At 40.8% G+C, this 12126-nt stretch carries 12 protein-coding genes and 1 pseudogene; 7 read left to right on the top strand and 6 right to left on the bottom strand.

Annotated elements, in window-relative coordinates:
• Positions 1-270: 270 nt before the first annotated feature.
• Together RMZ95_RS10115 and RMZ95_RS10110 are read right to left on the bottom strand one after the other, a co-directional pair.
• A pseudogene (locus RMZ95_RS10115) lies at positions 271-717 on the bottom strand (rhodanese-like domain-containing protein); the annotation flags it as partial.
• Positions 718-1802: 1085 nt separating this feature from the next.
• A complete protein-coding gene (locus RMZ95_RS10110; protein ID WP_322672490.1) occupies positions 1803-1940 on the bottom strand; it encodes a hypothetical protein in 138 nt (45 codons plus the stop codon).
• Positions 1941-1981: 41 nt separating this feature from the next.
• Here RMZ95_RS10110 and RMZ95_RS10105 point away from each other — a divergent pair, with 41 nt between their 5' ends.
• Positions 1982-2686: a response regulator transcription factor gene (locus RMZ95_RS10105; protein ID WP_322686803.1), complete on the top strand. Its 705-nt coding sequence runs from the start codon at positions 1982-1984 to the stop codon at positions 2684-2686.
• A 217-nt stretch (positions 2687-2903) separates the two neighbouring features.
• Here the strand turns inward: RMZ95_RS10105 and pdxA are convergent, their stop codons facing one another.
• Positions 2904-4037, bottom strand: a complete 1134-nt coding sequence (gene pdxA, locus RMZ95_RS10100; protein ID WP_322686804.1) for a 4-hydroxythreonine-4-phosphate dehydrogenase PdxA — start codon at positions 4035-4037, stop codon at positions 2904-2906.
• Positions 4038-4242: 205 nt separating this feature from the next.
• Here pdxA and RMZ95_RS10095 point away from each other — a divergent pair, with 205 nt between their 5' ends.
• The 6 genes from RMZ95_RS10095 to RMZ95_RS10070 all read left to right on the top strand — a co-directional run bounded on the left by RMZ95_RS10095 (position 4243) and on the right by RMZ95_RS10070 (position 9107).
• Positions 4243-4347 (top strand): PetM family cytochrome b6-f complex subunit 7, encoded by a 105-nt coding sequence (locus tag RMZ95_RS10095; protein WP_094344256.1) that lies wholly within the window; start codon positions 4243-4245, stop codon positions 4345-4347.
• 281 nt (positions 4348-4628) lie between these two features.
• The gene (locus RMZ95_RS10090) at positions 4629-5627 is read left to right on the top strand and encodes an SDR family oxidoreductase (RefSeq protein ID WP_322686805.1); all 999 of its coding nucleotides are present in this window, start codon (positions 4629-4631) and stop codon (positions 5625-5627) included.
• A 128-nt stretch (positions 5628-5755) separates the two neighbouring features.
• Positions 5756-6673, top strand: a complete 918-nt coding sequence (locus RMZ95_RS10085; RefSeq protein ID WP_094352564.1) for an NAD(+) kinase — start codon at positions 5756-5758, stop codon at positions 6671-6673.
• Between the two features lie 352 nt (positions 6674-7025).
• A complete protein-coding gene (gene nblR / locus RMZ95_RS10080) occupies positions 7026-7712 on the top strand; it encodes a response regulator transcription factor NblR (protein ID WP_099103317.1) in 687 nt (228 codons plus the stop codon).
• A gap of 151 nt (positions 7713-7863) precedes the next feature.
• Complete coding sequence (locus RMZ95_RS10075) at positions 7864-8370, top strand: DUF192 domain-containing protein (RefSeq protein WP_322686806.1); 507 nt, start codon at positions 7864-7866, stop codon at positions 8368-8370.
• 509 nt (positions 8371-8879) lie between these two features.
• Positions 8880-9107 carry a DUF2949 domain-containing protein gene (locus RMZ95_RS10070; RefSeq protein ID WP_292736094.1) on the top strand — a complete coding sequence of 76 codons (228 nt, stop codon included), beginning with the start codon at positions 8880-8882 and terminating at the stop codon, positions 9105-9107.
• Positions 9108-9418: 311 nt separating this feature from the next.
• Here the strand turns inward: RMZ95_RS10070 and RMZ95_RS10065 are convergent, their stop codons facing one another.
• The 3 genes from RMZ95_RS10065 to RMZ95_RS10055 form a co-directional block, all read right to left on the bottom strand.
• Positions 9419-10573 carry an alanine--glyoxylate aminotransferase family protein gene (locus RMZ95_RS10065; protein WP_322671398.1) on the bottom strand — a complete coding sequence of 385 codons (1155 nt, stop codon included), beginning with the start codon at positions 10571-10573 and terminating at the stop codon, positions 9419-9421.
• A 1212-nt stretch (positions 10574-11785) separates the two neighbouring features.
• On the bottom strand, positions 11786-11935 hold the full coding sequence (locus RMZ95_RS10060) for a hypothetical protein (protein WP_322686807.1): 150 nt from the start codon (positions 11933-11935) through the stop codon (positions 11786-11788).
• Positions 11936-11993: 58 nt separating this feature from the next.
• On the bottom strand, positions 11994-12125 hold the full coding sequence (locus RMZ95_RS10055) for a DUF5615 family PIN-like protein (protein ID WP_322686808.1): 132 nt from the start codon (positions 12123-12125) through the stop codon (positions 11994-11996).
• Position 12126: the final 1 nt, after the last annotated feature.

Genomic DNA, 12126 nt, shown 5'->3' with positions numbered 1-12126 from the left:
AGAGCCAACATTGGAATCATTGCTGTCTCTAGAAGTAGATTCACTAATGCCTTCCTTGAGGTTACTTGCTTGCTCTTGAGCGCCTTCCTTGAGGTTACTTGCTTGCTCTTGAGCGCCTTCCTTGAGCTTACTTGCTTGCTCTTGAGCGCCTTCCTTGAGGTTACTTGCTTGCTCTTGAATGCCTTCCTTAAGGTTACTTGCTCCTTCTTGAATGCCTTCCTTAAGGTTACTTGCTCCCTGTTTAATGGAATCCGTGACGCTAGTACCGCCCTTTTGCAGATTTTCTTCGTGGTTTTTTAGCCGATCTACAACATTGTACTCATCTGCACCTGCGGCAGTTTTTGATTCAACAATACCTTCTGTTGGGCCGCCGATCGCCTTCCATGCGCCAAGACCACCTTTGAGTTGGGAGACATGCTCAAATCCATTAGAACGCAGTTGTTGTGCGGCTTGGGCAGTGTCTTGTTCATTATCACCGTAAAGGTAAATGTCACGGCTCTTATCTAAAGAAGCTACTGCACGCTCTACCAATTCATCTGCTGGCATTGGCATTGCCCCCATGATGTGACCTTCGTTGAAGGTAGCGCGATCGCGCACATCCAGGATTGTAAAAGCTGGTTCGCCCCATTCCAGACGACTCTTTAGGATATGAGCATCAGTTTGTGCTTCTATTGGTGGTTGTGGAGGAATGATGCCGCCGACTAAGTTATTAACCATAATTTTTCCTTGTTGACGATGTTAATAGTAATTTAGCGAACTGAAGATATTCAATTGATCTTTCTCTGGTATGAATATTTTCAAACTCTCTCCTCAGATAGACGAGTATTTTTCCGAAAATCAACCAATTAATCAATTGTAAATAATGCCCTTTGAGAGTATGAATAGACAATATTTTCTTTAAATCTAATTTAATATATTTGAAGTTTATCTTTTTTTGATATTTTAGTTATTTAGATATTTGAGATTTTACTGAATTCCTCATCAATCGATAAAATATTAGTTTTAAATAAAAAATATTTAGCAATAAAATAGTAATTGATACCTTTTTACTAACAGCGATCGCTAATAATAATATCTCCTCATTTCCTGCCAAACTTGTAGAGTTATATACAGCAGATTAGAAGTTTGTGAGGTACATAAGTTAAATCTGTTAAGTAGGCAGACATAATTAAATATAAAATAAACTCCTAGTTTGTAGTGAGCATTTTATTGCTCAGAGCAAGGATTATTAGGACTAAAGTCCTTACTACAAACTTTAAATTTATTTCTGCCTAGATACTTACCCAAATACAAAGGGTGTTTTACTTCTTAATTCTGCTGTCAGCAGTACTATTGAAACAAGCTCCTAGCAAGTTATTGACATCATAATATTGCTAGAGCAATTCTTGTTGCTATTGTTTTTGTCTGTTAAAGCTGGTTTTGACGCCCTATATACCTTCTGGTGATGCTTTCAGTCTTTTTGTCATAGCTCAGGCTGAAACTTGTAGTATAGTATATGCTTAAGAGGGCAGCTACATGTAAATGCACCAGGGTAGATTTTCGTAGACCTTCTTCAAGAGAACATACCTATTGGTTATAGTACAGTCGAGTAAGTAAGAGTTGAGAATCTAGATTGGCTGATAAGTTAGTTTCTCAGCCTTTGTAGAGACCTAATTAACCAGGGAGTGCATTACTCTTTTAAATTTGTAGCAATTACCGTCGCTTCTGGATGTGTCTTTTGACTATTTGCGGTTACGGAGATGGCTTTTAATTACACTTATTCCAAACGTAAAAATTTAACATTATACAATACAAATTCAAAATTATGCAAAAATCATGCCATAATTATAAATTTTATTGGCACTATCGTGGCTGAGGTTGCGATCGGCTTCATGGAAAATTAAATGTACACAAGTACTACAGTAGCGGTGGTACTCAACAGAAACACGTAAAGCTGGCACAACAGCAAATCGCCCAATCTACAATAGATAGCATTATGGTTATGGTTACTGCTACTACTACTACTCCCAAAATTCTGATCGTTGATGACGACTTCGGCGTCCGAAATCTTGTCTATCGTTTTTTAAGTCGGAAATATCAAATAGAGTCGGCAGCAGATGGTAGGACTGCTTTATCATTGTTTGAGCAATTCAACCCAGCTTTAGTAATTCTGGATTGGAATTTGCCGGATGTTACTGGTTATAGCCTTTGCCAAGAAATGCAGAGTCGTACTAATGTTTTAGTGCTAATACTGACTAGTAGGACTGACGAGGCTGATAAAATTAAAATCTTAAGCGCAGGTGCTGATGATTTCATGACTAAACCATTTAGTCTTGCAGAAGTTGAAGTTAGAGTAGAAGCTCTTTTGAGGCGGATACGCTACATCAATCCCTCCCCAACACAACGTATCGTTTTCAAGCAGCTAGTAATTAATCCAGAAGGCCGCGAGGTAACACTTAATGATAAAACTCTTCCTTTAACAGCACTAGAATTTAATATCTTACATTTTTTGGCAAGTCATCCTAATCAAGCTTGGAGTCGTCCACAGCTAATCCAAAAAATCTGGGGTTGCGACTATGTAGGAGATGGCCGGGTAGTTGATGTACATATTGGTCAACTTCGCAAAAAGATGGAAGTCGACCCCAGCATACCGGAGTTTATCAAAACTGTGCGAGGCTATGGTTATAAGTTTGAAGCACCCGACTAGAATACTAGTTTTTATGGCTACCACAAAAGTGCAAATAACACTGAAATAAAAAAGAAATGCTTAACTGAACCATATTCAGAACTGATTTGGTCGTGTCTTGAAGATTTTAAGCAAAGCTGCACTTAAAGATTATTTATTATAGCAAGGGACTGGGGACTGGTGACACTTCGACAAGCTCAGTGCATCGCTGGGGATTGGGTGAAAAGTCTTGTTGTGTCTAAGTTTTATCATCTGTTAATGTCCTAACCACGTTGGCTTGTGCTATATTTTTCTTAGCCAATCTTTGACTAACTAACTCAGCGGCTAAATGTATTGCTGCTTTCATACTCGTAGCATCAGCAATTCCCCTACCCGCAATATCAAACGCTGTTCCATGATCGGGTGAAGTGCGAACGAAAGGAAGACCAATAGAAGTATTAACTGCCCGATCGAATGCCATCAGCTTCACCGGAATTAAGCCTTGGTCGTGGTAAAGTGCTAAGTAGCCATCAGCAGGATTTTGTACTAAAGAATTTCCATACCAAGCTTGACCAGGTTTAACCCACATTGTATCTGGCGGTATCGGCCCATCTAACTGCAATTGCGGTCGATTTTGACGCTCTTGCTCCAACCAGGGAATTAACCAATCTTGTTCTTCATGTCCAAGTTGTCCCTGTTCGCCACTGTGGGGATTCAAACCTGCGATCGCAATTCTCCCTCTATATATACCAAAATCTTTCTCTAAACACTCCACCAGCAAATCCAGTTTTTGTGTCAATAACTGCGGTGTCAACACATCGGCTACTTGACGTAGGGGAATATGTGTGGTGGCTAGTAAGGCGCGGAGTGTCCAATTAGTATGAGGCGATCGCGCTACAAATAACATCCCAAAACGGTCAACACCTGATTTTTGTGCCAAAAGTTCTGTTTGCCCTGGATAATTATATCCTGCGGCCTTCCAAGCAGATTTAGCGATCGGCCCTGTGACAATAGCATCAAATTTACCAGCCAGTGTTTGAGCGATCGCATATTCCATATACGCAAAACTAGCTGCACCACTGGCTGCATTACCTATTCCTGAAATAATTCGATCTTTAATTTTTCCATCCAACTGCACATCGCTGACTGACAACTCATCTGGATTTGCCAAAGCTACTAAATTCTCAGTTAAATTCAGTTTGTAATAAATCTGTGCCAGCAAATCTCCGTTACCCACTACTGTAACGTCATATTTTTGATGAATTTCTGGATCGGCTAAAGCTTTCAAAATCACCTCCGGCCCAATTCCTGCCGGATCTCCGAGCGTCAGCGCCAAACGCGGACGATTCTTTTTCACAAAATTTATTAAACCACCTTGATTATTTTGATACATAAAAATTCTTCATAATTATTATCATCAAAATGTTCCAATTTACCCATCTTCCCTTCTACCAAGAATGGGGATTACCCCCCAAGCCAGTAAGGATTAGCTGCTAAACTAGTTTAAAATTGTTTACACAGGTCTAATCCTAGCAACTGTTGAAAAGCTTCTGGTAGACCTAGTTTACACACCAATTTGCATAAGGAGAATCACACTAATGGGCGGCGAAATTTTGAATGCAGCTCTATTGTCTTTCGGTTTAATCTTCGTAGGCTGGGGCTTAGGCGCGTTGTTACTGAAAATTCAAGGCACAGAAGAATAATTGAGTGCTGTTAGCGGAAAGCTAAGGTTTAGCCCGTGCTGAGTTAGAAGTACAGACGCGATTAATCGCGTCTGTACAAGACTTATTATTCTCCCCATTCCCTACTCCCTACTCCCTTTTTCATCGAAATGAGAAAAAAGCTTGTCCGTTAATCGGACAGCTATTTTTTCATGAGTCCATCCAAATAAATTGATTTTCTGAGAAAAGATGTAAACTTTTGTTTGCATAGGTTATTCTGATAACATTCTTTTCATAAAACATTAAAATTTATTACAACCCTGATGACTTTATTAATCGTCGGTGCCACTGGCACCTTAGGAAGACAAGTGGCTCGTCGTGCTATCGATGAGGGATATAAAGTACGCTGTCTTGTCCGCAGCAGTAAAAAAGCAGCTTTCCTTAAAGAATGGGGAGCAGAACTCGTCCCTGGAAATTTACGTTACCCCGATACCCTAGCGGAAGCTTTAGTTGGTGTAACCCAAGTTATTGATGCCTCAACCTCTCGCCCTACAGATTCACTAAGTATCAAACAAGTAGACTGGGAAGGCAAAGTAGCATTGATTCAAGCAGCAAAAGCCGCGGGTGTCGAGCATTTTATCTTCTTTTCAATTTTAGATGCTGATAAATACCCAGAAGTGCCGCTAATGGAAATTAAGCGGTGTACAGAACTATTCTTGGCTGAGTCAGGGTTGAATTATACCATCTTGCGGCTAGCTGGGTTTATGCAAGGTTTAATTGGTCAGTATGGGATTCCCATTCTGGAAGGACAGCCAGTTTGGGTAACAGGTAATTCTTCTCCCATCGCCTATATGGACACTCAGGACATTGCTAAGTTTGCAATCCGAGCATTGAGTGTACCAGAAACAGAAAACCAAGCTTTTCCTGTAGTCGGTACTCGTGCATGGAGTGCAGAAGAAATAATCAACCTGTGCGAACGCTTATCTGGAAAAGATGCCAGAGTAACGCGGATGCCAATAAACTTACTGCGTGCTGTGCGGGGCATAATGCGGTTCTTTCAGTGGGGATGGAATGTAGCAGACAGGCTGGCGTTTACAGAAGTATTGGCTAGTGGTAAACAGTTAAATGCTTCAATGGATGAAGTATACACAGTGTTTGGTTTAGATCCGCAACAAACCACAACCCTAGAAAGTTATCTCCAAGAGTACTTCAGCCGAATAATGAAGAAACTCAAAGAGGTAGACTACCAGAAAAATAAAAATAAAAAACAGAAACCTAAAAAAACTCCTTTTAAGCAATCTTCAAAAGCTAATAGTCAATAGTCATTACGAAACAGACATTAGTCGTAAAACCCTAGACTCTGGATATTTGACCTAGATTAATGACTACATGACCAAAATGTGTAACGATTACATAATACAGAGCATCGCCTAAACTTGGATATTTGAGTGTGCCGAAAGCAGGCATTATCTACAATGACGTTAAACCGATAGCGGGCCGTGTCGCTATTGAGTTGAAAGACAAGCTAACCGCAGCCGGTTGGAATGTATGTATCACATCGAGTATCGGTGGGATATTGGGCTACCCTAACCCGGAGAGTCCTGTGTGCCACACCCCCATTGACGGTCTGACACCCCCTGGTTTTGATTCAGATATGGAGTTTGCAGTGGTATTAGGGGGAGACGGCACTGTTCTCGCAGCGTCTCGTCAAGTAGCCCCTTGTGGTATTCCACTGTTAACAGTGAATACCGGCCACATGGGATTTTTGACGGAAACTTTCCTGAATCAATTGCCTCAAGCACTAGAACAGGCAATGGCAGGTGAGTATGAAATTGAAGAACGAGCAATGCTCAATGTCAAAGTGTTTCGGGATGATTCAGTGCTATGGGAAGCCCTATGCCTGAATGAAATGGTGCTACACCGGGAACCTTTGACCTCTATGTGCCATTTTGAAATTGCCATAGGGCATCATGCGCCAGTAGATATTGCCGCAGATGGTGTGATTGTTTCCACGCCTACTGGTTCTACAGCTTACTCATTGAGTGCTGGTGGCCCGGTGGTGACTCCTGGCGTACCTGTTTTACAATTAGTACCCATTTGTCCTCATTCCCTAGCTTCTAGAGCATTGGTCTTTCCAGATACTGAATCGGTCAATATCTACCCAGTCAATATTCCTCGGCTGGTAATGGTAGTAGATGGTAATGGAGGGTGCTATATCTTACCAGAAGATCGAGTATATATGGAGCGATCGCAATATAGTGCCCGATTTATTCGCCTGCAACCGCCTGAGTTTTTCCGAATTTTGCGAGAAAAATTAGGTTGGGGTCTGCCACATATCGCTAAACCAACTTCGGTAGAATTGCCATAGTTATTGAGCGTTGGGCATTGGGCATTGGGCATTGGGCATTGGGCATTGGGCACAAGAAGCAGAGGGGCAGAGGGGAAAAACTTAGTGTAACTTCTCCTCTGCTACTATGCCTCATGCCCAAGAAAGCTGATTTCCTTCCAGAATTACTGGTATGGATATGGAATTTGGAGTTAGTTATTAAGATTGCATCCGAGAATTCGATAGCTGACACCTGAACGTGCTAAAACATCCTTAACATCGCGTCAAATCAGGATTGCTACATCACTAAAAGCTCGTAATTGCACTTTATAACTGATGTAAAAATTTTCTTTGGAATATCTTTACAATCCCAAATCCAATATCCCAAATTGTTATGACAGTTGCTCAAAGTCCTTGTGTTTTGGTGATTGAAACCGATGAGAGCCTTGCAAATCAGCTTTCTTGCGATTTGCAAGAGGCCGGTTATGAATCAATTTTGGCTCATGACGCAACGAGTGGTTTACAACACTGTCGCGATCGCCAACCTGCTTTAATTGTTTTAGACCGGATGCTAGCAGGAGAATCAGGACTCTCACTGTGCAAAAATATGAGAAGCACTGGTATGCGATCGCCTGTATTGATTTTAATGGCAAGGGATACAGTTGACGATCGTGTAGCTTGTCTAGAAGCTGGAGCGGATGATTATATCCTCAAACCTTACCGCTCAGAAGACTTTTTGAAGTTGATTCGCCTCTACTTAAAACCCGATGTAGATACCACAGAGCAATTACGCTTTGGGGATTTAATTTTAGACATAGCAACTCGCCGTGCCATACACAACGGGCGACCAATTGACCTGACAATGAAGGAATTTGAACTATTAAAATTCTTAATGGAACATCCCCGTGAGGTATTAACCCGCGAACAAATTCTAGAAAATGTTTGGGGTTACGACTTTCTGGGTGAGTCAAATGTAATTGAAGTGTACATCCGTTACTTGCGGTTAAAAATCGAAGATGAAGGTCAAAAGCGCCTGATTCAAACAGTGCGAGGCGTAGGGTACGTTTTAAGAGAATCCTAGTATACTATAGCGGGAGTTTGCCTATCTCCTTGCCTCATTCCCAGTTTCGGATTGGGAATGTAAATTTGGGTGCTAGTGCCTTCCAGCCAAGGGGTTTTTCTGCCTACAACACTGTAAAATTGAAGTCTAAATAACAAAATCGAAAAGCTATATGACTCGTCGGCTAAGTTTGCTCTCGATAGTGCTGAGTATTTTTCTGATGGGTTGTTCTGTGCCAACAACTGCTAAATCTCCTAGCCCCACCTCTGATTCTAAAACTCCAGCACCAGAGAGTTTAGGTCAAAAACTACCAATTTCCGCTAAAGCCATTGTGCCGAATGGTACAACGATTCAATTAGAGGTAGCGCAGACGCCACAACAGCAAGCGATGGGGTTGATGTATCGACCAGCTTTACCAGATGACCGGGGGATGCTGTTTGGATTCCCTTCAGCACAACCAGTCAGTTTCTGGATGAAGAATGTACCTGTACCCCTGGACATGGTATTTCTACATAAAGGTGTAGTTAAATATATTCAGGCTGCTGCGCCTCCTTGTACAAGTGAGCCTTGTCCTACCTATGGCCCCAATACACCAATCGATAAGGTGATTGAACTTCGTTCTGGAAGAGCTGCCGAATTGAAGTTGAAAGTGGGCGATATTCTCAAAATTGAGTTTTGAAACTTTAGTGCTTTGCGGAGATAAAAACTTGGGTAATTACTCGGTTGAGAGCCTATACGGTCGAAATATATGTTTTTTTTGTAAAAAATGTCACTGTATGTGGTCAAATAGCACTTGTAACGCTACTATTTAAAAACTGTGGTAATAATGTAAAATTCTACTGTCTCAAACCGGAAATCGCAGTTTTCAGGTTTAGTCTCAAAAATATTCCCTTGGGCGTAAGTGTAAATAGTCGCCAATAAGAGAGTATAGGCTATGGAATCTTTATTACTACCTGTGTAATTAAATAAAACACAAAGGTAAATAAGATGAAGCCAATTTAATTAAGTAAAAATACTGCTTAATAAGCTAACGAATGATTTGTATGAGAATTTTATTTCTCAGACCATCTATAGGAAGCCTCTGTTGAAGGCGGATTAACAAAAACTGTGCTGGGGTGTATGGCCGAAAACGGCACAGTCACAGATGAAATACTAGCTACTGTCTACCGAGTAATGGTGAACTGATATATGACAATACATTCTGCACAAGGAGGTGAGATACAAATGTCACCATCAAAATATTCTCGGCTGATTCATTTTTTGCAAGAAGATTTGGCAATTTCCACAGCATCACTAGCGGTGGCACTTCGGCATCGGGAGCAAGACCCAGGTCCTTTGGCAATGATTCTTTGGCAATATGGGTTAGTTACTCTAGAGCAATTAGAACAAATTTATGATTGGCTAGAGACGGCGTAGGTTATAGCAATTTTGGCTTGTAGTTTTTAGACTTTGACTTAAAAGTTTCTACCAAATGCATATTAGCAAAATCTCAAACAATACTATTTATGCCAATTTTGGATGATACTAAGTTGCCAAAGTTAGTCTTGTTTGGTGTCAAAGATACAGTACGACTTTCTTCAAAGCAAATAATACTATCTAGGGCAACTTGGTGTTATTTAAAAGGATTGAGGTATGTGACATCAACTCTACCTTATGCAAAGGTTTCTACTCTATATACAAATCAAAAGAGCGAGTTGATAATTTAACTCGCTCTTTTGATTTATTACTCAGGACTGACTAAACACTTTAACTGCTGCTGCTATGCCAGAACCAGGGGTGAAATCTTCGTAGCCAAGTTCTGTGAGGGTAACTTCTAAGGATGCAATACAGCTAAGGATATCGCGATCGCTCACAAAACCCAAGTGACCAATACGGAAAATTTTATTGCTCAAATGATCTTGACCACCAGCTAGGGCAATATCAAAGCGTTTTTTCATCAATGACCGAATTTTATCGGGTTCAATTCCTTGTGGTGCTACAGCTGTAATCGCCGGACTAGCAGAATTATCTGCTGCAAGCAAAGGTAAATTTAACCCTTTTATGGCAGCGCGAGTAGCATTTTTCAGCCGTTCGTGTCGAGCAAATATTGATTCCAAGCCTTCCTCTTTCATGATTCGCAACGTGGTGTGTAACGCTACGATCAAGTTCACAGGCGGAGTAAATGGAGTTGTATTTTTGGCTGTGGCTTTGCGATATTTGCCTAAATCCAAATAATATTTTGGTAGCTTCGCAGTTTTGTAAGCTTCCCAAGCTTTGGCACTGACAGAAACAAAACCCAATCCCGGCGGAATCATATAACCTTTTTGGGAACCAGAAGCGACGATATCCAAGCCCCAAGCATCTACGGGTAGATTGAATGCACCCAAGCTAGTAACGGCATCAACGATAATTAAAGCTTCACCGTGTTCTTTAACGTGGCGGTTGATGGTTTCTAAGTCATTCAACACACCCGTCGAGGTTTCACTGTGGGTAATAATTACGGCTTTGATTTGCTTTTGGGTATCTGCTTGGAGTTTTTCGGCAAATACTGCGGGGTCTAAGGGTTTTCCCCATTCCACCTTAACTTCTTCTACATTCAAACCGTAGGCTTGACCGACTTCTACCCAGCGTTCGCCAAATTTACCATTAGAACCAACTAAAATGCGATCGCCTGGAGAAAGAAAATTAATTATTCCCGCTTCTACAGCACCCGTACCACTGACATTCAGCGTCAGCACATCACTTTGAGTTTGGTGCAGCCACTTGAGGTTTTCTGTCACCTCTGCCAATATGTTGCTAAATTCACTAGTACGATGCCCAATCGGATGCTTGGCTAATGCCAGTAAGGCAGCTTCTGGCACCGGTGTAGGGCCTGGAATCATCAGCATCAGCTTATCGTTCATGTGTCTATCCTAAAAGTCAAATAAAAGTCAAAATTGTGGGAAGTTGGTTAAGTCTGATAGCAAATCCTAGATATTCATCTATAAATTCCACTCAGATTGTCACCTGCATTGTTGTATATTTTCCAAATTCATAGGAAAAGTATCGTGGGAGTTAACGATCGGTCAGCTTGACCTTTGCAATTTATACCAGACTCCAACTCAGATAAAACCTCTGTTCCAGGCAATCTTACCACACACCTAGACGCCAGGTTAAGGTGTCTGCTCGTAGGCGAACGGCTATTTTAGCCAAGGATGAAACATCTATCTAGATGAGGCATAGGTACGATAAATTCTTAAAATCTACCCATAATCCACCTCAGTTGTTTTTATAGAAAAACGCGAAATCGTTTTGAACATTGCGGTAATTATCGCTGAAAAAGTTGTGTTTTGCTTCCATGAAAGAAGTAACTCCCTACACTATACAGAAGACTTGGATGTTACCGTTTGCTAAGAGATAAAAGATACCCAACCCAAACTTTTCAATCTATTTGGGTCAAAGATTTGTTCTTGGGTTGCCATTCTCTAAACAATACCTTCGTTTATGATTTATTTGAGTCAAAATCGCTTTGATACCAATATCCAAGCCTTTTCTAGGTTATTTGATAGCGACTAATTTGACGCAGAAGTTGAGATATCTATGCTACTAATTGCTGCACTTTTTGATACTGCACTTAGTAGTAAGCAATATCGACAGCGGGTAGTAATAAACTATAAGTTTTTATACTATATTTACAAAATTGCTACAATCGTGCTTAGTCTCCTTAGTTACTATTCACGGTGAGTCGTTTTTAACTAGTGTTCAGTTCATAAAGTGTCACTCACTAGATCCCCGGTATTCTGACAAAAGAGATATTCTTAGTTAGTGCAAGGAGTGATACCATTTCACCACATGTTTGTCACAAGTTATCCTCGTAATACTCCCTCCTTAGGGAGTGTTGCAGATTTCAAATGTTGCATCAAACGAGTGAGTTGGTATAAGCTTTTACGGAAAAGCGCTTGAGTAAGCAAAATTCTCAAGCGCTTTTTTGTGTATAAATAAAACAGTCCACCTCTCTGGACAATCGGATAGATGTTTTTAAATACACATATACCAGAGAAGGAACCTACTGGTATAAAAATTGTTGCAACATATACTTGATAACTCAAGCATTTGTGCGTACCATCAAAACCTTGTTAAGTTACTGGACGTACCACACGAATTAGTTTTCCTTGCAAAGGTTCTTCTTTTGCCACAGCCTCATCTATCCGTGCTGCAAATTGTTGCCAATTACGATTATTCGTGCAAACAAAAATACCGAAGTGGTTAGAATCACGACGATGCAAACGGATAAATTAACTCTGTTGATAGTTAATATTGAGCGTTCTTGACTTATGGCAAATGCTAGCACTTCCTCATCAGGTATACCTTGTCTGCATTTTCTGCTTCTTGAACTGTCGAAACATCATGCCCCAAATCGCGTAATAATTCCACAACTGGAAAGGGAAACTGCTCATCTGCGTAAAACCGTGCCATT

Origin of the sequence: Nostoc sp. DedQUE07, from assembly GCF_034530975.2 — a bacterium.
In the GTDB taxonomy this organism is placed as follows: Bacteria; Cyanobacteriota; Cyanobacteriia; order Cyanobacteriales; family Nostocaceae; genus Nostoc.
Note: the sequence above shows the minus strand (reverse complement) of the source record. Positions and strands in the feature narration are given on the sequence as shown.

Excerpts from the sequence above, each read along its gene's own strand:
- RMZ95_RS10090 (WP_322686805.1), top strand. The coding sequence starts at position 4,629 with ATGACTTTATTAATCGTCGGTGCCACTGGCACCTTAGGAAGACAAGTG.
- RMZ95_RS10070 (WP_292736094.1), top strand. The coding sequence starts at position 8,880 with ATGACAATACATTCTGCACAAGGAGGTGAGATACAAATGTCACCATCA.
- pdxA (WP_322686804.1), bottom strand. The coding sequence starts at position 4,037 with ATGTATCAAAATAATCAAGGTGGTTTAATAAATTTTGTGAAAAAGAAT.
- RMZ95_RS10095 (WP_094344256.1), top strand. The coding sequence starts at position 4,243 with ATGGGCGGCGAAATTTTGAATGCAGCTCTATTGTCTTTCGGTTTAATC.
- RMZ95_RS10055 (WP_322686808.1), bottom strand. The coding sequence starts at position 12,125 with ATGGCACGGTTTTACGCAGATGAGCAGTTTCCCTTTCCAGTTGTGGAA.
- RMZ95_RS10105 (WP_322686803.1), top strand. The coding sequence starts at position 1,982 with ATGGTTACTGCTACTACTACTACTCCCAAAATTCTGATCGTTGATGAC.
- nblR (WP_099103317.1), top strand. The coding sequence starts at position 7,026 with ATGACAGTTGCTCAAAGTCCTTGTGTTTTGGTGATTGAAACCGATGAG.
- RMZ95_RS10065 (WP_322671398.1), bottom strand. The coding sequence starts at position 10,573 with ATGAACGATAAGCTGATGCTGATGATTCCAGGCCCTACACCGGTGCCA.
- RMZ95_RS10075 (WP_322686806.1), top strand. The coding sequence starts at position 7,864 with ATGACTCGTCGGCTAAGTTTGCTCTCGATAGTGCTGAGTATTTTTCTG.